The sequence below is a fragment of the Micromonospora sp. NPDC007220 genome (assembly GCF_040634035.1).
GTDB classification, from domain to species: Bacteria; Actinomycetota; Actinomycetes; order Mycobacteriales; family Micromonosporaceae; genus Micromonospora; species Micromonospora reichwaldensis.
On sequence record NZ_JBEYEU010000001.1, the window covers coordinates 509,569 to 529,267 of the forward strand.

Consider the following 19,699-nt stretch of genomic DNA (forward strand, 5'->3'; position numbering starts at 1 on the left):
TAGAGAACGGAGACCGTCATCGGTGTCCGCGGTGCGTGTGGCGCGGTGGAGAGAACCGTTTCGCCGAGTGATGCGTCCTAACCTTGCGTGATGGACGTGGACGATGAGGTTGACCGGGTCCTGGTCGACGGCCGAGGACGTCAACGCGGCATGGGGGCGTACTCGGCGATCAGGTAAGACCGATAGCTGATGACCGCAGGAATCACGACGTTCAACTTTCCCGCCGTCGTGGTCAGCATCTCCTCATACCCCAGCAGCGCGCCGGTACCGGGATCGACGATCACGGTGTACTGGGCAGGCAAGCCATGGGCATCGGACACGATCGAAAACGCCTCCCCGTGACGCCCGGCTCGATCGGTGACCGTTCCGGCAGCCGTGATCCCCGGTAGATCGGCCAACAGCATGAGCACCGCCGCGCGTTGCGCCGGGTTCAACAGCCGCACACCGGCAAGCTCGGCGACATCTTCCAGATACTGCACGGGGGCCTCAGGCGCGGACGCACCCGCCGTCAGCCACTGTCTTAGAGCCCCGGCCTCAGTCGGGACCGGCCCCTGGAAGGGGGTGTAGAAGTCACCGGCGGCGGAGTCGCGTACCTCTTGGACGGAGTCGACGCGGCCACCCCGCCGCTGCCACTCCCGCCGGTCGGCAGCTGTGCGGAACGTCGGCGGCAGGTCCCTCTTGACCATCCGCCCAGCGTCGTTGTCGGTCCGCCAGGACCGCCATTGCTGCGGCACCACCGCAGACGTCGTCCGACCGCCCGATATCGACGAGTTCAGGAACCAGTTCGCGGACTCGAGGTGCTCCACCGTTCCTGCTGGCCGCTGCGGCGCCGGCTGAGCCGCTGCCGAGGCGGCGAGCCGTCGCAACCTCGCGCTGGCTGGCTCCGCGCTCGCGGGCGGACCGTAGCTCAGGATCGCAGGCGTCGCCGCGAACGCGGGCTGCGGCTGCCGAAACGTCTCCAGCGCCACCCCGCCAGCCGCCACCGCCAGGACCGCCGTGCCGGCCGCCGCCAACACCAGACGACGCCGGGGAACCCCTCGCCTCCCACTGATCGCGACCCGGTCAGAGGCGAGAATGCGCGACAGGTCCCGCACGCGGCGGTTCTCGTCTGCAGGATGGACATCTCGTGCCGGATCCAGACCGCCCAGCAGCTGGCGCACCTCATTGACAGCCTTCATCTCATGCACCCCGATTCGACATCGACGGCGTCGCCCGCCGCGCCTGCTGCGCTCCGTCACCGACCATGCCCAGCTGTGTCCGCAACCGGCGGCGGGCCCGCATCAGCCGCATCGCACACGTCGCCCGCGACTGGCCGAGCACGACGGCAGCCTCAGCGACACTCAGCCGCTCCCAGGCCACCAGCCGCAACACCTCCTGGTCCGCGGCGGACAACCGCCCGAACGCCACCGCGACGTCACGCTGGCTGACGACCTCGTCCGCGTGATCCACGGTCACCGACCCGTCCGGCTCCGCCGCGACCCGCAGCGTCAACTCCTGCCACCGCCGTTGGCCCCTGGTCGCGTTCGACAGCACCAGTCGAGCCACCCCGTACAGCCACGGCAACGCCGACCCGGCCGGGACATCACCCAGACGTCGCCACGCGACCAGAAAGACCTCGGCAACAACATCACCGACGTCCGATCCGCCGATCCGCCGAGCCACGTACCGCCACACGTCCCCGTGATGGCGCTCGAACAACTCGGTGAACTGCTTCTCCGCGACGTCCATGGCACCTCCTACCGTGCTTATGTCCGGCACCAGTCACAACGCCACACCCAGCAACGAACGAATCACCCGATAGCGCTACCCTGCCCTCGCCAACCATCCGCGCATCGAAGATTTGGATCCACGTATTCGTTCGAGAGGTGCGCCGCGACCTGCAACAGAGTCGGCGTGGGCGGTCATAGTGGGGTGTGAGGCATCAGGTACGGCCGTCGGACGAGGAACTGTGGTCCTCGATCGCCGCCGGTGACGAGCCGGCGTTCGGTCGGCTCTTCGACCGGTACGCCCGTCCGGTCTACAACCACGCGTTCCGGTTGACCGGGTCGTGGTCGACGGACAGCCACCGGCGCGCCGACCGCCACTCGGAGCGGACCGCGTTGGTGGCGACGACCAGCAGCCGCGGCAGCGCCGAGCCGTCCACCAGCCGGGCGTCGTGCCGGCGGCGCCAGGCGACGAGGAACGTCGCCTGGGTGACGTCCTCGGAGCGCTGCTCCGGCGTCTACCTCCGGAGCGGTACGCCGGTGGTGATCTCGCCGACGAGGTGGCCGCGCGGCTCGCTGACGAGCGGCGGATGGCCGAGGTCCTCTCGGTGGTCCGCCAGTTGTCCGAACGGCCGATGACATGTCCAAGATCTCTGGTGCGCCTCAGACGTCCCTTAGCCCAACCTTCAACCCCCAGGGACCGGTGGGAACCCCGACTGGTTACGGAAACAGCTGATGGTTGATGATCCTTCTTCTAATGGGCAACCCGAATACGCGCTGGCGCTGCTCGAGCATGCCCACCGCAGTCCGAACGGGTGAGGCGGCGGCGCGGAGCCCACCTATGGCAAGCCTCGCAGCACGGGGGCAGGCATCGACCCATGCGCCATCGGATCAACGCTGCTGTGGCCGCTGCCCGAAAAGATTACCGGCCCTGCAAAGCTGCACGCCTGCATCGACGACCGACTCGGCGGCCTTCATGAATACGAAAAAAGCCGCCGTCCAATACGGATGAGGTTTTCGGCACCCGCAACGTCGATCAAGCCGGTTGTGAAACGCTCTTCGAATGCGCCGACTCCTTATATCCGGTGTTGCAGTATGGGTGAGTTAGCTGCCCATTTTCGGGTGCGCCCGTGCCCCCGTCCTGTTTTCTCAGTAGGTGGTCAAAGGAGATTGAATTGCGGGGCACCCTTGCCCCGCAGATGCCGCATCTCGTCTCACGCTCAAGCAGGTCGTTGAGCACAAGCATATTCTTGGTCTCTTGGGAAAAGTTCCGCCCGTGCAGGCGGTCGTCATCTGTTATCTCCCTCAGAGATTTGAGCGTGGGCTCCGCCTTTAGGCGCTCAAGAATCATCAACTCACCACACCCGTCACTCAGCGCCTCGAATATAGTCCGGAGCATCTTAACTGCATGCGGTGCCGCCTTGCTAAAGCTTCCATAGTTGCGAACTATTTGGTTAAAGAAGTGGCGATATTTGATCAAAAACTCTTCGAATTCTGCTCTTACGTTGGTAAATTTCGCGACCGAGCGAGTTCTCTCTAGGTCGAGAACGAATTCAACTGCGGCCAAGAAGGCCGCAGGCTGGAATTTTCCCGTGGCGCCGTAGAAGTAGACTGCCGGGTGTAGGCCTAGAGAAGCTGGCTCGTTGCCTGACATCCTCCCGGCAACCCTTCGTACAGCGCGCATGAAGCGGATCGTTTCCGAACCATCGATGTCGTCCACAAGAAGGCTGGGGGGAGGCGTTCCAGCCTTGGCCCTAGCTGGTTTTGATTCGACTTCCCGCCACATGTCTGGTGTGAGCTTATTGACGAAATTCACCAACTCGAACACCATTTTGAGACTATCTGAAGAGTAGCCTCGGCCGGCGATCGGGAGGTCGGCTGTTCTGATTGATGTTTCAACGTTGGGCTTGAAGATCAGGTCGTAAACTTCCTTGCCCAATTTTTCAATTATGCCCTTGGTGTGGTCGTCGAAGTCTGACCAGTATTTGTGACCCGTGCCTGCCCGAATAAAGGCACGTGCGGCAAGAGCGTTGGGCTTCTTTCGGGCTTTAATCAGGTCCAGTTCTGTCTGGTCAATCGGAGTTGCCTGTTGATTAATTCTAAAGAAGGAATTTTCTGCCTTCTCTGCGCCTCCTGAGACCCATTGGAGATCCATGGCAAGAATGCTCAAATTCCTGGCAAGGCGCAGTCGATCCTTGGGCGCGGTGTCCGGATTGCGGAGCGCAAGTAGCAGGTCGCTGTATGAGCCCACGGTCTGGTTAATCAGACTCCGCGTCGTCTCCGCAGCACGCTTTTGATCGGGCGGAATATTGTTCTCGAAGAATCGCATTGACGTATGGCTGTCGCCGTAATCATCGTGAACCCATGCAGTGAGAGCGCTGAGTCGGTGCGCCCCGTCGATGATGAAAATGTTTCCGCTCTTCGGTGAGCGCCAAAGGATGAGCGCGGGTATTAGATCTCCGTCAAGGAAGCTCTTGACCAGGTCGGCCACCTTTTGAGGTGTCCAGTTTGCTGTCTCCCGCTGAAAGTCTGGCTTTCGAAGTACGTGATAGATGAGGCCGTCCACGCCAAGATCTGTGATCCTCATGGTCTGGCCAAGCTTGGACTGCTCCATCATTGGCTCTTCAGAATCGACTTCGAAATCATCGCGAGGTACGAGGGCATCCATATTCACGTACAGTTGGGGCATTCTTAGCCTTTCAGGTTCTGCTGTCGCGCGCGGGCTCCGGGCTTTGGCTTAGGTGGAACTTCCTGGATCAAGCATGATACCGCGAGCGGTTAATCAACTACATGACGTGGCTGTAGGAGTGAGCGTAAGAAATGGTAGCTTTGGTCCGGCTTGCCCTATTCTGTGCAGCCGGGATGCTCGGATCCGATTCGGAGTTCTCTACGTCCGATCCTCGCCCGACCTTCGGCATCACGGCGATGGCACCTGTCCTGTACCGGTGGCATCAGGGTGTTGCTGTGGTCGCCTGCCGAAGATCAGCACGAGTGCTCAGCCGACACCGCGCCACACCTCGAGAGACTTGGCCAGATGGAGCCAGCAAGTTGGCTGTCAGCGTTGTGTGAGCGGTTCAGGCAGTGGCTTGCTGTGTACCACGACAAGCTCCCGATTCGCCCGGGTCAGGCTCGTGTACAGGGTCCCGGCAAATTCCTCCTGTCGCACGAAGTAGCGCGGCTCCACGACCACGACCCCGTCGAACTCAACACCCCTTGCCGAGTCGGGCGTGCGGACGGCTAGCCGGCGTCCCTCCCTGGTCCAGTCACCCGCACCCGCTGCCGTATCGGTTCGTCGCCACCCGTCGCTGAGAAGTAGTTTGTCGATGGCGTCCGGATCGGTGGTGATGATCGCTGCCGTTCCGCCCGGGTACGAGTCCAGCAGTCTGCTCGCCTCACCGACGGCCCGAAGGTCGCGCTTGCCGGGTGTGCTGGCTCGGATGACGGACGGTTCCGGCCCATCTGTCTGGAGTGAACAGGGTTGGTTCTCGCTGGGTGGCAGAAGACGGTTGGCGAAGTCGAGAATCGGCTGGGTGGAGCGGTATCCCCGTTCCACAACCTCAGGTTCGAACAGCTGGGCATCGGGAAGTATGTGAAGCCTTTCCGCCAGTTGGCGCCAGTCGAGGTGGCCGATGTCCAGCCGGCGGCGTTGGTTCAGGTCTCCGACGACCGTCCATCGTCCGGTGTTGTGGGCCTGGATGATCTCCCATTCAAGTTCCGAGACGTCCTGGGCCTCATCGACGACGATGTGCCCGTATCGGGACTTGTTCTCGCTCAGGAGCAGACCCAGTTGCGCGAGGAGAGGGAGGTAGCGACGTTTTCCCCAGACCTTCGGGAAAGGTGGGAGGCTCTCGATCCACCGCTGCTCCGTCTGGCTTGCCGGTGGTCGTCTGTGTGGGTCGTTGCTGTTGCGGAGGGCCTCGTAGGCCATCTTGACCTTGTCAACCAGGCGGCTCGCGTTCCACCCCGGTCGGTTCTGGCACTCTGCCACCGCGTGTTTCGCCAAGGCCACGATAAAGCCAGCGACGTCCTCCGCTGTCCCCTCACCCGGCTGTATGGTGGTGGTGCCCAGACCGGCCAGTTCGGCGAGCCACTCGGGAAGTGACTTGACCGTTACGGCGCCGGCCGGGTCGAGCTCCCGCACCGTTGGCGATACGTGGCGAACATACTGTTCGGTAGGTCCGAGCAGGAGCACCCGTGGGATGGGGTTCTTCTTGGTTGTCTCCTCGTTGACCAGGTAGCCCGCACGGTGCACGGCGATGATCGTCTTCCCGGTACCCGGATGCCCCTGGATGATCAGGGGCATCGTTGGCGGTTGGGTGACCAGGCGGTACTGGTCGGGTTGAAGAGTGGCGAGCACGGAGGTCATCGCCTCCGTTCGGGGCGCGTGCAGGGCGTAACGGACCGCGTCGACGGCACGCATGCCGCTCTCGAGGTCGCCGGCCGCGGAGGCGGACCGCTGTCGGTGCTCGGTCGGTTGGGGTCGGCGGTCGGGTGCCCGGTCGTGGACTCCGGATGGCGTGGCGGGGGCGGCTTTCGGTATGGGCAGGGCGACCGTGTGTCTGGTCAGTCTGGCGCCGTGGACGGTGATCGCGTCAACTTCTCCGCGGTTGCCTTGGACGCCGAGGCGTTCCGCGATGTTAAGCGCGCGACCTTTGTCGATGGTTGGTGATCCGGGGCCGGTCAGCTCGGTGAGGATCGTCCACTGGGCGGTGGGGTTGTTCGCTCGTAGGACGGCGCAGGACAGGCCAGAGAGATCGTGTTCGCCGTGGACGATGACGTGGCCGTAGGGCCTCCGGCTGTCGGGGCCTTTGATCGAGGTGACCAGTTGGGCGAACAGTGCGAGATAGCGCAGTTGCCCCCACGCGGCTCCAAACGGCGGCAGGGTAGCGATCCATCTTGCGGAGTATTTGCCGAGCTTCAGTGGTTCAGTGGGCACTCCGCCCATTCGGATCACCTCGTAGGTGACCTCGAGCTTCGTCGACAGGTGTACTTCGCGCTGGGCCCATCCCAGGCGTCGGCGACAGATCTGTACGGCCTGCTCCACGATGTCCTTGACGTACCGGCCCACGTCAAGGGCGTCTGGTTCTCGGGTGTCCGTGAAGCGGGGGTAGCCGGCGACTCTGACCAGCCACGCGGTGTCCTGAATGACGGTTATGATCTTGGATATATCCGCACTTGGCAGTCCGACGAGCGCCGCTGCGGTGTGGATCCTGCGGACGATCTTCGGCAGCGGAGTGGTCCATGCTGACACGATGAGCACACGCCGTTGTTTGCGGGCGAGGTGCCGCACCATCTCGACTGCGCGCACGGCCGCGATACCGTCGGGATCCGCCCGGGAGTCCTCCGTGAAGGCGACGACAAGCGGTGCATGCGGTTGCCATGTTGCCAGGTCCGCCGGTTTGCCCGGCAGTGGTAGCCGGCTTGTGGTGTTCTTTCCCGCCACGGCGGCCGGACGCGCTGCGGGCGCATCCGGTGACTGTTCCTTCCTCGCTGTCCTCGATCCGGGCACCAAGGCGGGTGCCGTGGCCCGCCGAGTTGGGGGCACCTGCCCTCCGGGGTGGCCTGTCGACGCGGCGGTGCGGGCAGAAGACGACGTTGAGTTGGTAGGGCGGCTGACCTTCCGGCGAGGCGGTGCCGGAGGGACGTGCAGCTTTCCTGCCTTGAAAGGCGACTGGCCGGCCGGCACCGTGACCGCCCAGTCGTCGGAGGCGTGTACCACCTCCGCACCGCGCGTCGTCAGTGTTCGGCGAACCACTACGTCTGCGTCTAGCTCATGTGTGGTGTATGGGTCGAAAAATACCTTCGCTGTCCGTGCAGCCCAGTTGATGACTGGATAGTCCCAGTCCGCGCTGTTGAGGTACCGCGTACCGATGTAGAAGGCAACCCCGAGATCCCTGTCGGGACCGGCAAGGCCGACTCGGCCGTAGAGGGGGCCGACGCTTGCCCGTTCACCTCGAGGGACGTTGTCGACGTAGCGCTCGTTCGCGGTGACGGAGATTTCGGGATTCTTTCGGGCGAGCCGTCGTTCCAACGCCCGCAGGTAGCTTCGGTTGGTGGCGACCTCGTAGGCGAGTTCCTCGTCGCTGATCTTGGCCACCTACTGCACCTCCACTACGCAGACGGCCAGGTTCTCGGTACTGAGCATGGGTGTCGATCGTGCAGTTATGTCCTGCAGGAGGCCCGCGTAGCGGTTGTCCTCTCGCTGCTGTTGGGCCTCGAAGAGCGGCACCATGCGCCCCCTGCCGCGGGCTCGTAGGGTGGCGATGCGTGAGTCCAGTGCCTGTGTCCGCCGTTGATGCACCTGCTCGAGGCTGAGTCGCCGTGAGGCGAGGAACGCCTGGTTCTCGGCGGCCAACGTGCTCTGGCTCCGGACCTGTCTTTGCACCAGCAGGTCACTGCTCACGCGGAGCGCTGGGCGTAGGTCGATTGCCCCGTCGAACCACGCGGGTTGCAGGTTTCCGGCTGCCACCGCCGCCATCAACCGGTCGCCAAGGTCGTGGGCGACCTGCAGGGTCCGGGCGTCAACGGTGACGGTCCACACCTCGTGCAGCGGCCTGACACCGTTCCAATTGGCGACGCACAGATGGACCAGATAGGTGCCCGGGGCCGCCCCGACGTCGTGCGCCGGCATCGTAATGGCGGAAAATCTGGTCTGCCGGTGCCCCGGTACATCCAACGCCGCCCGTACCAACGGGTGGTTGGCCGTCAGGAGCGGCACCCCGGTGGTTCGGGACGCCTCCTGGTCCAGGGACAGTTGAATCGGCAGTTGATGTGTCAGGTCGCTGAGGACCTGATCCACCTCGGACCTCGTCCTTTCCCCACGCTGTGCGAGATCACGAACGTGACCAGCGAGCTCGCTGTTGCCGATCACGGTCACGTGGTCGCCACTGATCCGGCAGCGTCCGTCGTAGCTACCCACCCAGTCGCTCACCAGCAGGGCCAGTTCCTGTTGCCCGACATACCGGCCGGATGCGAGCAGGTCGGGCTCGAGACCCTCGATATCGACGCCGTCACTCGATATGAGGTGGGGTGCGGCCGACTCGATCTCGGCGGCGGCCCGTTTCCGTTCTGCGACCGCCACCAGGAACTCCTGGGTGCGTTGCGCCCGTTGGGCGGTAGTCAGGGCGAAGTCGAGCAGGGAGGACTCGACGTCGGGCCACATGCTCTCGATGATCGGTTCCAGTGCCCCGATGGCGTGTTCGAAGATGCCGATCCGGGTGAGTACCCGCTCGAGGATGTCCGACTCGATCGTTCCGGGAGTCGTGAAGTTGATGATCACGACCTTCTGCTCGGTCTGGCCGATCCGGTCGATCCGACCGATACGCTGTTCGATCTCCATCGGATTCCACGGCAGGTCGTAGTTGACCAGGACGGAGCAGAACTCGAAGTCCAAGCCCTCACTCGCGACCTTGGTAGCCACGACAATGTCGTAGCCGCCCGCCCGGAAATCGGCCATGACCTTGGCCCGGTCCTCCCTACTCACACCACCGTGCAGTACCGCGGTCCTGCACCGGCCCCGCAGATGCCGCTCGAGGTAGGACAACGTCCTACGGGAGAACGTGAAGACAAGCCCCTGCTTGCCCTGGCTGATCAGATCGTCGACCACGTCGAGGAACTGCTCGAGCTTCGTGTCCACGTCGATGCCGGCTGCCAGCTCTCGCAACCGCGGCGACGGCGGCACATCCGGACCGCGCACAGCAGCCGACGGTCTCGCCGAGGCGTTCACCTCATCCTGCACGCCGGGTGTCTGCCCCCAGGCCAGAACCAGTGCCGCCGCCTCGGGGAGACAGCTGCCCGCGAGGCGGAGCGGCATCTGCATGCCGAAGTGCAGCGGCGTGTCTCTGACCCTCGCCCGCTCGATGCACCACTGCAGGTACGCCTGATAGAAGTCGTGCTCACGCCCGGTCCAACCCACCAGGACAGGGCGCGGCTCCCGCATCGCCTTGTCTTCCTGGACCTCGATCTTGCGGGTGCGCGTGACCTGCGCCGACAGCCCGCCCAGCTCGCTGCAGATCCGCTTCACCTGAACCACGTCGGTCGAGGACAGGTGAGGCCGCTCCAAGATCTCGCACAGCAGAACGAAATCGGGCCGCATGGCGATGACTCGGCCGAACGTGCTGTCGGACAGGTCCGACAGCCACCGCCTACGTGTGGCGTTGCTGACCGAGGCGTCGAGCAGCGAACCCGTAATCCGGTTAAGGACCCTGTTGGGTTCGATCCGTTCCTGCAGGTCCGCCAGGTCTTGGAACTCGCCAGGCACCAACAGCTCAAGGAGGTTGTACAGATCGTTGTTGCGCAGGTTCACCGGGGTAGCGGAGAGGAAGACGTACGCATCCGCCCAGCGGGACAGCAGCTCGCCCAACGCGTGGCTCTTGGTGTTCGAGTTGCGGAAAACGTGGGCCTCGTCCACGATCACCAGGTCCAGCTGGAGACCCAGCTGCTCGATGTCGGCCAGCCCCTTCCACGCCCGCAGCCGCTCCACCGAACAGATCCAGGCCATCCTCCTGGGCAGGCGATCCGACTCGAGCCGGTCCTTGAGGTCGGCCAGCCCCGTGCCGGTGAGCTCGGTCAACTCGAAGCCGAATCTCTCGCGCATCTCGTGCTGCCATTTGGCCAGCAGTACGGAGGGACACACGACGAGCACTCGATTCGCGTGCCTGCGGGCATCGAGTTCAGTCCACAACAGTCCGGCTTCGATGGTCTTGCCGAGACCGACCTCGTCCGCGATGAGCAACCGCAGTGACCCTGTGCTCAGCAACTTCATTACTGGCTTGAACTGGTACGGCCGAAAGATGGTGCGCGTCGCCCGGAACGAAAAGACCGTGTCGGTGAACTGCTTCTCAAGCTTCGCCCTTGTCAGGGTGGCGGCGAGGCGCTCGGCGGGGGCGGGCTCGGTGCGCACCCATGCCTCGGGAGAGTCGACCGTCGGCCTCGGCAGCAGGGCGCCCTCTTCGACACGCTGGACGCGGCTGCCGGCGAAGACCTGGTAGATCCAACGGCCGTGCGCGAACTGACGGGACTTGACCATGCCGTCCTGCCCGGCTCGGGTGATTACCTCATCGGTGACGTCGAACCGGGGCAGCGGCACCTCGTCGGCGCTTTCCCAGAGGTGGTCGAACCAGCCCAGTGCAGAGGCCACGGGCGAGTCCTCGGCCACCTCGGCAGCCGGCTCCTGGATCCCCGCACCGGGCATCGCACCCGAGGTGACCACGAGCAGCGGAGCCGGATCTAGGCCCCCGAACCAGTAGACCCCTTCAGGCAGGCTCACCGCTGGGACGACGATCTGCCTCACCCGCTCGACCGACCCCGCAGGATCGGGCAGATCGGCGCCGAGAGCCAGTACGTCAGTGAAGAGCCCGGTTGCGAGCATGGCGGTCGCATCCGTCACCAGCGGGTGATATCCATGAGTGACCGCGAGGACACCAGGATCAGGAAAGAACCGCCGGACTGATCCGCCGAGCGTGCGCACTGTCATCCTCCGTGATCGACGCGGACTGTTCCGTAGCCCCGCCCGTCCTGCGGCAACGCCGTCAAGTGTGCTCAATAGAGCGTGGAGGCCGGGTGGGACCGGAGCCACCGAATGGGGTCCCGGTCTCCGGCGGCCGCTGTCACGAGGCCGGACCGACGGCCTCGGCCGACGTGGCGAAGGGCCGAGGGGCGGGCCTGGCGTGCAAGCCCTCGGTCCGGTCGGGGCTACCGTCCGGCCCGCCCTGACCGCCCGGACGCTGCTGATGTCCGGACGGGTCCGTCGTCGACCGCGCGGTTCAGCCATTCGACGGTGTTTGTGTGCCTGGGCCGAGAGACTGAGGAATTGACCGACACCGCACCAATCTAGGTGTGCTCCGGGCAGTAGGAAAGGGCTCGATCGACGGGGTTGGAGGACATTCAGGTGTGTGTGGCTGACCGATCTGGTGGGCCGAAGGATCATCGTCTGGATGGTTCTGGTGGTCAGATGCCCTGACCTGTAAGCCACAGCCCGGACTGCTCGTGACTCTGGCGCCGCTGCTCCTGCTGGAGTATTAGGGCTCCGTCCGGGACGTTGGCTGTCGTTCGACGGCCGCCGGCAGCGCCCCGCATGACAGCGCGCTCCGCCCTTCACACGGCGATAAGCCAGGAGGGCGGGGCCGACGGCAATCAGCCGCAGCCACCCTGAATGAGTGGGTCTTGTGCTGCCCGTAGGTGTGGCACTGCCCTCGCGGGGAAGAGGTGCGGCAGGCCGGTTCGGCCGCCTCGCCAGACCGGGCTGCCTCATACAGCCGTGTTGAGCTCCATCGAATACGCCGTGCCCCTTACTGTCGGGTGGTGCAGCGATGGGATTCGCTCAATGAGCGGCAGCTCGACCTGCTTCGCCGGATCCACGGCGGCGATGACCTCAGCGGCCCGGACGGCGTGGAGTACCGCCGGTCGGCGCGTGCGCTGCAGGACCGGAACCTGGTGATGGTGACACGCAAGGCAGGGGTGTGGAGGGCGTGCTCGACCGATGCCGGTCGCTTCTACCTTGAGCATGGTCACCATCCCGATCATCCCGACCACCGTTCTTTCCTCCCGCGGTCAGAGGCGCCGGCGCCTGGCGGCATCGCCGGTGGCGCTTCGTCGGCGGACCTGCTGCGATCGGCTCGCGAACTGCTCGACCGCCTGCAGCGTGAGGGCGGCATGGTGCGTATCGAGAGTCCCGACAGTGGAACCCGGGCGCGGTACCGCCGGATTATTCACGCGCTCAAGCAGCAGGGACTTGTGCCCTCGGGTCACCACCTGCGCCACACTGGCCGCGACGCCGGAGACATCGTCATCCGCTTATACACCGACGCCGGTCCGGACGAGACCGACTGGAACCGGATCCGGCTCAACACCCGACGTGTCACCACCGACCCGCATCTGGCGTTCAGCGCCCTCGAAGCCGATCCGACCAACCTCGCCGTCAGCGCGGACCTACTGCCCCGGGCGTTGCTGCTGATCCGGCAGCTCGCCGGCGAGGCGGCCCGGCGTGGGCACCGGCTCGGGGTCAACACCAAGGCGAAACACCCGCGGGTGTTCCTCCAGGCCGGGCAGGTTCGACGCACGGTGACCCTGACCGAGGAACGCGACCAGGTCCCGCACGAGCCCACCGCCGAGGAACTGAAGGTGCTGCGCCTGCGGCCGTGGATGAAACCCGCGGAGTTCGACGTCGTCGACTCCGGCAGGCTCCGATTGGAGATCGCCCGGGCCGGATACGACAACCGGGACACCTGGACCGACACCGCACGCGTGCGTCTGGAACAGCGTGTCGCGCAGATCATCCAAGGGTTCGAGGCGGGTGTCACCGCCGACGAACAGCAACGGCGGGCAGCCGAAGCCGCGCGGGAGAAGGCCGCGGCCGAGCACCGGCGGCGGCAGGAGGAAGCCGCGGCCGAGCGCAGACGGCAGGAGGAGGCCACCCTCGCGCAATGGCACACCGCGATGGCCGACGCCCGCGTCCGGGCCGTGGACAAGATCCGCGTGGACACCTTCGGTAACGCCTACCGGGCGTGGACCACCGCAGCTGACATCCGCGCGTTCTGCACCGCCCTTGAACAAGCGGCCGAGGGGCGCACCGGCGCCGGCGGGTACCTCGCCAGCTGGGTCGCGTGGGGCAGGGCCGCCGCCGACCGGATCGACCCCATCCGCAACCCACGCGTGCTGGCTGACATCGACTACAACCCCGAACCCGGACCCGACGACCTGCGTCCGTTCCTCGGTGACTGGAGCCCTCACGGACCACGCAAGGAGCAGCGCCCTGATCACGACCGGCAGGCCGAATCGTGGCACCACGGGCTGCTCGACCGCGGCGCCTGAAGTGCGTCCACACCTCAACCGCCACCACACTCCGGCCGGATGCGCACGAGCCTGCGCCGGGACCTGCCGCCATCGCGGCGCGAACCGCCAGCACGACCCGGTACCACGCAACAAGCGACGCTTACCCGAAGGACGGCTGGATGAGAATCGACCCCTCCCGCTTCACGGTCGGCGACGAATGGGCGTACCGGCAGTCGGACCACGGCCCGTCCGAACGCGTCCGTATCCTGGCAGTCGAGCCGAAGAAGAACAGCGCGCGCCTCGAGATCAGATTCCTCGACGACCCCGACGAACGGGTGGAGAAGGTCCCCGGGTCGCGGTTGCGGGTGCCGTGGAGCGAGGTCGGGACCTTCGACGCGCTGATGGGTAACTGGCAACGCATCGACGATCTGAGCCTCGATCGCACAGAGGAAGCCTGCGTCGAGGAGATCTTCGGCCTCTTGATCAGCGATGACGTAGCCGAACTGCTCTGGTCGCCGGTGTCATGCGCCACCGACATCCGAGGCAGGGCTCGGCTGAGCGAGATCATCGGCGGCCCGATCGACGACGTCCTCGCCTCGGCTGAATGGTTCGACCACGACGGCCGGACCATCCTGTCACCGGCCGGTACCCTCCAACTGGTCGAGGCCGCGTGCCGTGCCCATCCGACCCAGGTCCTCGACCTCGTCATCGAGCAGGAAGCCCAGTCCCGCCGCAAATGCAAGTTCGGCGATGAGCACCGCGTCGGCCGCGACAGCCGGTCGACGACACCGGAATGGGAGTACGACTGGTACCGCCGCCACGACCGGCCCGGTCACGAACTACTACGCCAGTGGTGCGGCCACCGGGCAGTCACTCACCACGAACGGTTCCTCGCCGCCGAAGCCGAAACCCACCGCCTCGACATCCTGGTAACCGACCTCCTCAAGGCCCTGGACACCCTCGGCGAACACGAACAGGCCGCCCGGTTCGCCGAGGAACACGAACGCGACCGCATAACACCCCACACGATGCGCCCCGTCGTCGAACGCCCCCTACACCCCTCCGAGATACCCGTACGCGAGATCAAGGTCAGGAGCCGCTGGTGGTGATACCCCTGCGCGACATGGACCGGGATGTTGTCCCCGCGTTGAGCGGGCAGCGACGGTGGCCGCCCGCCGATCTGGATGAGCGGGCGTTGGCGTGGCCCAGCCGACCCACGAGCCCTGCAGAATCTCTTCGGCCACTCCAGCTTGGTGGCCACCGCTGCCGTGCCCAGATGCTGTCGGCGCTCGTGGCAACGCGGGATGAAGCCAGATGGTTGTTCGCGGCACAATCCGCGCTGGCCCGGATCGCAGACGGTTCGAATGGCGTGGAAGAACTGGTGGAAGGTGGCGGCGGCCAGGACCAGCGGGGTGCGTTTGTTCGCCGCCGCGGACCATCCCCCGATCGCCCTGGAGTAGACATCAACGACGAACGCGACGTAGACGACACCGGACCAGGCGGCGACGTGAGCGACAGGTACGGCCCGCAGCCTAGTTTCCGGGCTTCCGGCTCACCGCGTACGTGATCTGCTGGCAGTTGGCGTCGACGATGGCGCTGAGCGCTTTTACCAACTCCCAGTCGGCGGGGGGCAGGGGCGCGCTGTTGGGCTTGGTGATGACCACGGTGATCGGTTGGAGTGGATCATGGGCGCGAATCAGGCAAGAATTCCAGATCAAGCTTTGAAGGGCGGTGAGCGGCCCCCAGATGATGAACATGGACGCGCCGGTGGGGCCGTCGGCGAAGCACCTCATGGGCTTTATCTCGATCGTGTCCGGCCTGGGCGACCACTGGTCTCCGAGCGCGAGACGGACGACGGACGCTGGGCCGGGGTAGGCGCGTTTTGTAAAGGTCGCGATCGTCCCGATGCCCTCGAGCGCGCGACGATACTCCTTCGCCGGCCCGTCCTTGATCCAGACCCTGATTTGATGCGCCGTCATGAACGGCGCCAGTCTGCCGCCGATCTTCGGGTCCTTCACGAAGCGGTTGTACATATCGGTGGCGGCCGGTGCGGATAGTTCCTCCCAGCGTGCCGTGTCCATCTGGCCGACGATCTCCCTGAGTACCTCGGTCCGTACCTGGGGTGGAAGCACCGCCATCAGATCCCCCCAATGGGTGGGAACTCAAGGCGTACGCTGTCGTCGGCGCCACCGAGATCCCCGACGTCGGCCATCCACTGTTCCAGCAGGTCCCGTACGCGCAGGTCCTCGAAGACGAACTGGCTGCGCCCGACCGATACCTGTTCGATCTCGGCCTCGGACACCTGCTCGCGCATGTCGTAGACCTCGGCGAGGCGCCTGATGTCGCTGACGAAGTCGAGAACTTCCACGCGGCTCTTGCCCTTCGATAGGCGTAGGCCTCGCCCGAGTTGCTGCACGAAGATCCGCCGGCTGTGGGTGACCCGGGTGAAGCACAGGATGTTGACGTCGGGGACGTCGACGCCCTCGTTGAGGATGTCCACGGCTACCAGGATCGGTACCTCGCCGGAGCGGAAGCCCAAGAGCCGCTTGCGTCGTTCTCTGGTCTTCAGGTTCGCGTGCAGCGTTGCAGCCCGCTCCCAACCGGGACGCAACGCGATCAAGGCGCGCATCCGCTCCGCGTGCTCGATCGTCTGGCAGAAGATGATGGCTCGCGGGTTCGGCGTCTGGTCCCAGATCTTCTCGATGTGCCCTTTGACCGCGTCGTCGCGCTCGGGGATGAACAGACGCTTGTTCAGGTCTTTGATGGTGTAGCCGTGCTCGGATGCCTCACGTACGAAGTCCCAGTCGATGTTGTCGGCGAAGACGCTGTACTTGACGTCGGCCAGGTAGCCGAGGTTCATGCCCTGCGAGATGGACACCCGGACGACCGGGTTTCCGAACGTCCGCTCGATGTCGTACTTGTCGCCACGCCACGGCGTTGCGGTCACCCCGAGCCGCTTGGCCTCGGGCAAACGTTCGAGCAGCGAGGCGTAGTTGCCGGTTTCGCCGACGTGGTGGGCCTCGTCCACGATGACGAGGCCGGGCGAATAGCCGGACTCGACGTAGCTGCGGGCCGTCGGAGCGACCCCGAAGGTCACGCCGGGCAAGGCGTGCGGCTTCGAGTCACCGTGGAGGAGCCGCGTGGGGACCTGTTTGGGAATGTCACGCCACATGGCGCGTTCCAGCTGCTCCACAAGATCGATCATATGTGCGGTGACCAGCACGCGCGCGCCCGGGTTAGCCAGCAGGAAGCGTCTCAGTACTCGACCGGCGACGACGGTCTTGCCGAGGCCGGTGGCCAGATATACCAGAGCCTGGCCGGCATCGGTGAGGGCCGCCCACGTGGCCTCCACCGCGCGGTCCTGGTACAGATGCAGGTCGAACGGTTTGACGTTGTCGGGGGCGCGGTCGTAGACGGTCGCGAGTCGGCGTCCGTCCCATAGGCTGATGTTGATTCCTACGTCCCGCAACGCCTGAACGCGCTCATGGGCTTTTCGGGTGAAAGCCCTGTTCGTCACGACCACCGCCCGGTGGATGCCGTAGTGGCGCATCGCCGTGTGGGCCTCGTGCACGGCGTCGTAGTCGACTGACCCCGACTTCTTCCACTTGGCCTGGAAGACCCAGTCCTGCTCCTTCAGGCGAGCGATGATGTCGGCGCCCTTGTCACCTGGGCCGTCGATGTTGACGACCTCGGTGAACGCGATGAGACCAAGCAGTCGTTCGAGCTGCCGCGTGAAGCCCTTCGGCCCCTCGTCGACCAGGAACGCCGAATCGAGAAACGAGTTCGTCATATCGTGACGACCTCGTCGTCGAGGAGATCGGCGGTCAGCAGCAGCCGAGACAGCTCCAGCGTCTTACGTATGGGCGACCCCGCGACCATCCTTCGCAGGTCGGCCAGCAGTGCTGCGATCCGGGAGATCTGGTCCGCCTGGGTGTCCTCGCTGAGGGAGGCGTAGGTGGTCCGGAACAAGGCGGCGTCGAGCACGAGGGCGGGACTGTTGGTCACCAGGTCGTAGACGCCTTCCGCGCTGAGATAGCGCGCGAACTCCCCATTTTCGATCGCGCCGCTCCAGTCGACGTCGGGCGTGATGCTCACCGCGATCGCCTCGGCGGCTCGCCTGGACTCGGCGGACAGGGCGCTCCAGTAAGCGTGTGGACTCTTCGGCGCGAGATGGGCGAGGCGCTCGCGCATGTTCTCGAGCAGGGCTTCGCCGCGAGCCCGCACAGCGGCGGCGTCAACCCGGCGGTCGGGGAATTGCTCGAGGATCGAGGTCACCAGATTGTCGAAGGATCCGTCGACGGAGTAGACGTTTTTGAGTCGTGGCGCGCAGCAGACCAGGGCGAGGTTCATCGGTGACCATCCGTACTGGCGGATGAGTGTCGCCTCGGCGTCGACGTAGATCTCGATCTCGCCGGCGACGATCCGAATGGCGGACGGCTGTCTCTGGCCGTCCATGCTCAGTTCGACTCCAGACGTGATGTAAACACGCAGAACGGGCTGCGCGTGGCCGATGCGCACCTCCCGGTCGGTGTCCGGCAAGAGCGTCGCGGCGGATCGCCACCGCGCGAACCGCTCCTCCTCGGTCTCCGGTGTGATCGGTTCCGGCTCATCGGCCGGCTCGTCCCTTTCCCCGCCGAGGTGTCCGAGGCCTTCGTCGTCAAGCCAGTCGTCATCGTCGGCCGCCGCCGGCGGCGGGCCGGGCGGCGGACCGTTCTTGATGCTGTCGTGCGCCTCGACGGCCTCGTACCACTTTTCATCGGTGAGGTACTCAGGATCGTTGGAGCGGAACTTGCTCGCCCAGCCCTTGGCGGTCTCATGGATCGAGGTTGTGCCGTTACCCGGGACGAGGTAGCGAAGTCCCGGCTTGTTCTCGCGGTAGGCGTTGAAGAAGCGGCTCAACGGAGACGCGTTCTCGCGTCCGACCAGGCGCATGGCGATCTGCGGCCGGAGAGGCTCCGGCCCGCGGATCTTCTCGACCATGAAACGCCATTCGTGGGATGAGGTATCGAAGTTGTTCTTCCTCACGTTCACCGGCGCATGGTCGAGATGGATCTCGCCGACGATCCGCCCCATCCCGAGCTCCACCGGGTACTCCAGCTCGAAGTCACCGTCCGGGGTCTCCCAACTGAACAGGGACTTGTCCTGGTACGTGATCGCCCGGCCGTGGCGCAGGAATGTCAGCCCGAAGTCGGACTTGTCGGCGTACCGCTGGATGCCGAGCCAGCCCCAGATCCGCCGTTCCCGCTCCTCGATGTCGGCGCTCTCGCAGTCGACGCACTCCTCGTGGGCCAAGCTGTACCAGCGGCCGCAGTTCATGCAGGCGTACGCGTTGGTGAGCGGAATGTTGATCCTGATGCCGGCGTGGACGTCCGAGCCCTTGTAGGGCACCGAACGGCTTGGGTCCCAGACGCATGGAAGGTGGGGCGCGACGGCGCGACCGTTGACGTACAGGCGCTGATTGGCCCCACCCATAAGCTCGGCGCCCGAGTGGCCAGCCTGTGGATCCCGCAGCATGTACGTGTACACGCGCCCCAAGAGGCTCATCGTCTCCTTGATCGCGCGGGTGAATTTCAGCCGAGTCACCATGTCTTCGCGTAGTTTCGTGATGGTGACCAGCGTGCCGTGCTCTTCACGCGACTTGTCCTCGTAACGCAACGGGACCTGGTAGGTGGACTCGCGCTGCATCGCCCTGAGATCGATCGTCGCGATCACCCACTGATCGTCACCCCGACACCCGGTCCTGACCTCGGTTACAGCTCCGAGACGCGCCGTGGCGATGTTGAACCCCATGCCGAACAGGCCGAGACTGCCAAAGCGCTGCTTGCCTGAGGTGCCGGCGCTAAGCGCCCGCTGCAGCCGCTCGGGCGACATGCCCCGACCGTTGTCGCCCACCGTAATGACCGACGACTTACCGGCTGCGCCGGAGGTCGGCAGCGTGATGTCGATTCGAGGCTCCAGCGATCGGTCTCGCGTCGAGGCTTCGATCAGCTCGTCCAGCGAGTTGTCGATCAACTCCCCGAGGCACTGATGAAGCTGCAGGTCGACCTCGGCGATCATCTCCAAGATTCGTGGCGACGGCGTGAGGTTGAGGCTGCTGAGCCGAGCGGTCATCGGTCGCTTATCTCCCGAGTCAACGAGTTGTGGACGCTGCCGGCGATGAATCGCTCGAGAAGCGCGGGAACCGTGTGGCCGACATGGCGGGCGTCCTCTGCCCACGGATCGTG

The 19,699-nt window shown here is 65.2% G+C and carries 11 protein-coding genes; 2 read left to right on the forward strand and 9 right to left on the reverse strand.

Annotated features, from left to right (window positions below; translation table 11 throughout):
* Positions 1-140: 140 nt before the first annotated feature.
* The 6 genes from ABZ573_RS02555 to ABZ573_RS02580 form a co-directional block, all read right to left on the reverse strand.
* On the reverse strand, positions 141-1,178 hold the full coding sequence (locus ABZ573_RS02555; RefSeq protein WP_358114908.1) for a CU044_5270 family protein: 1,038 nt from the start codon (positions 1,176-1,178) through the stop codon (positions 141-143).
* A 1-nt stretch (position 1,179) separates the two neighbouring features.
* Positions 1,180-1,728 (reverse strand): sigma-70 family RNA polymerase sigma factor, encoded by a 549-nt coding sequence (locus ABZ573_RS02560; protein ID WP_358114911.1) that lies wholly within the window; start codon positions 1,726-1,728, stop codon positions 1,180-1,182.
* A gap of 289 nt (positions 1,729-2,017) precedes the next feature.
* Positions 2,018-2,143 (reverse strand): hypothetical protein, encoded by a 126-nt coding sequence (locus tag ABZ573_RS02565; RefSeq protein ID WP_358114914.1) that lies wholly within the window; start codon positions 2,141-2,143, stop codon positions 2,018-2,020.
* Positions 2,144-2,739: 596 nt separating this feature from the next.
* Entirely contained in the window at positions 2,740-4,317 is a 1,578-nt protein-coding gene (locus ABZ573_RS02570) for a DUF262 domain-containing protein (RefSeq protein WP_358114917.1), read from the reverse strand.
* Between the two features lie 441 nt (positions 4,318-4,758).
* Entirely contained in the window at positions 4,759-7,800 is a 3,042-nt protein-coding gene (locus ABZ573_RS02575; RefSeq protein WP_358114920.1) for an AAA family ATPase, read from the reverse strand.
* On the reverse strand, positions 7,801-11,091 hold the full coding sequence (locus ABZ573_RS02580; RefSeq protein ID WP_358114923.1) for a helicase-related protein: 3,291 nt from the start codon (positions 11,089-11,091) through the stop codon (positions 7,801-7,803). It lies immediately after the preceding gene.
* Positions 11,092-12,005: 914 nt separating this feature from the next.
* Between ABZ573_RS02580 and ABZ573_RS02585 the strand changes: the two genes are divergently transcribed.
* Positions 12,006-13,514, forward strand: a complete 1,509-nt coding sequence (locus ABZ573_RS02585; protein ID WP_358114926.1) for a hypothetical protein — start codon at positions 12,006-12,008, stop codon at positions 13,512-13,514.
* Between the two features lie 140 nt (positions 13,515-13,654).
* Positions 13,655-14,584 carry a hypothetical protein gene (locus tag ABZ573_RS02590; protein WP_358114928.1) on the forward strand — a complete coding sequence of 310 codons (930 nt, stop codon included), beginning with the start codon at positions 13,655-13,657 and terminating at the stop codon, positions 14,582-14,584.
* A gap of 423 nt (positions 14,585-15,007) precedes the next feature.
* Here ABZ573_RS02590 and ABZ573_RS02595 read toward each other — a convergent pair whose 3' ends face one another.
* The 3 genes from ABZ573_RS02595 to ABZ573_RS02605 are packed head-to-tail and all read right to left on the reverse strand — an operon-like array spanning position 15,008 to position 19,586.
* Positions 15,008-15,556, reverse strand: a complete 549-nt coding sequence (locus ABZ573_RS02595) for a hypothetical protein (RefSeq protein WP_358114931.1) — start codon at positions 15,554-15,556, stop codon at positions 15,008-15,010.
* 56 nt (positions 15,557-15,612) lie between these two features.
* Positions 15,613-17,265, reverse strand: a complete 1,653-nt coding sequence (locus tag ABZ573_RS02600; protein WP_358114934.1) for a helicase-related protein — start codon at positions 17,263-17,265, stop codon at positions 15,613-15,615.
* The gene (locus ABZ573_RS02605; RefSeq protein WP_358114937.1) at positions 17,262-19,586 is read right to left on the reverse strand and encodes an ATP-binding protein; all 2,325 of its coding nucleotides are present in this window, start codon (positions 19,584-19,586) and stop codon (positions 17,262-17,264) included. Before ABZ573_RS02605 ends, ABZ573_RS02600 begins: the two co-directional genes overlap by 4 nt.
* Positions 19,587-19,699: the final 113 nt, after the last annotated feature.

What these genes read in the sequence shown, in the direction of transcription:
- ABZ573_RS02555 (WP_358114908.1), bottom strand. Translation starts at nt 1,178, where the DNA reads ATGAAGGCTGTCAATGAGGTGCGCCAGCTGCTGGGCGGTCTGGATCCG.
- ABZ573_RS02560 (WP_358114911.1), bottom strand. Translation starts at nt 1,728, where the DNA reads ATGGACGTCGCGGAGAAGCAGTTCACCGAGTTGTTCGAGCGCCATCAC.
- ABZ573_RS02570 (WP_358114917.1), bottom strand. Translation starts at nt 4,317, where the DNA reads ATGGAGCAGTCCAAGCTTGGCCAGACCATGAGGATCACAGATCTTGGC.
- ABZ573_RS02590 (WP_358114928.1), top strand. Translation starts at nt 13,655, where the DNA reads ATGAGAATCGACCCCTCCCGCTTCACGGTCGGCGACGAATGGGCGTAC.
- ABZ573_RS02595 (WP_358114931.1), bottom strand. Translation starts at nt 15,556, where the DNA reads ATGGACACGGCACGCTGGGAGGAACTATCCGCACCGGCCGCCACCGAT.
- ABZ573_RS02600 (WP_358114934.1), bottom strand. Translation starts at nt 17,265, where the DNA reads ATGACGAACTCGTTTCTCGATTCGGCGTTCCTGGTCGACGAGGGGCCG.
- ABZ573_RS02605 (WP_358114937.1), bottom strand. Translation starts at nt 19,586, where the DNA reads ATGACCGCTCGGCTCAGCAGCCTCAACCTCACGCCGTCGCCACGAATC.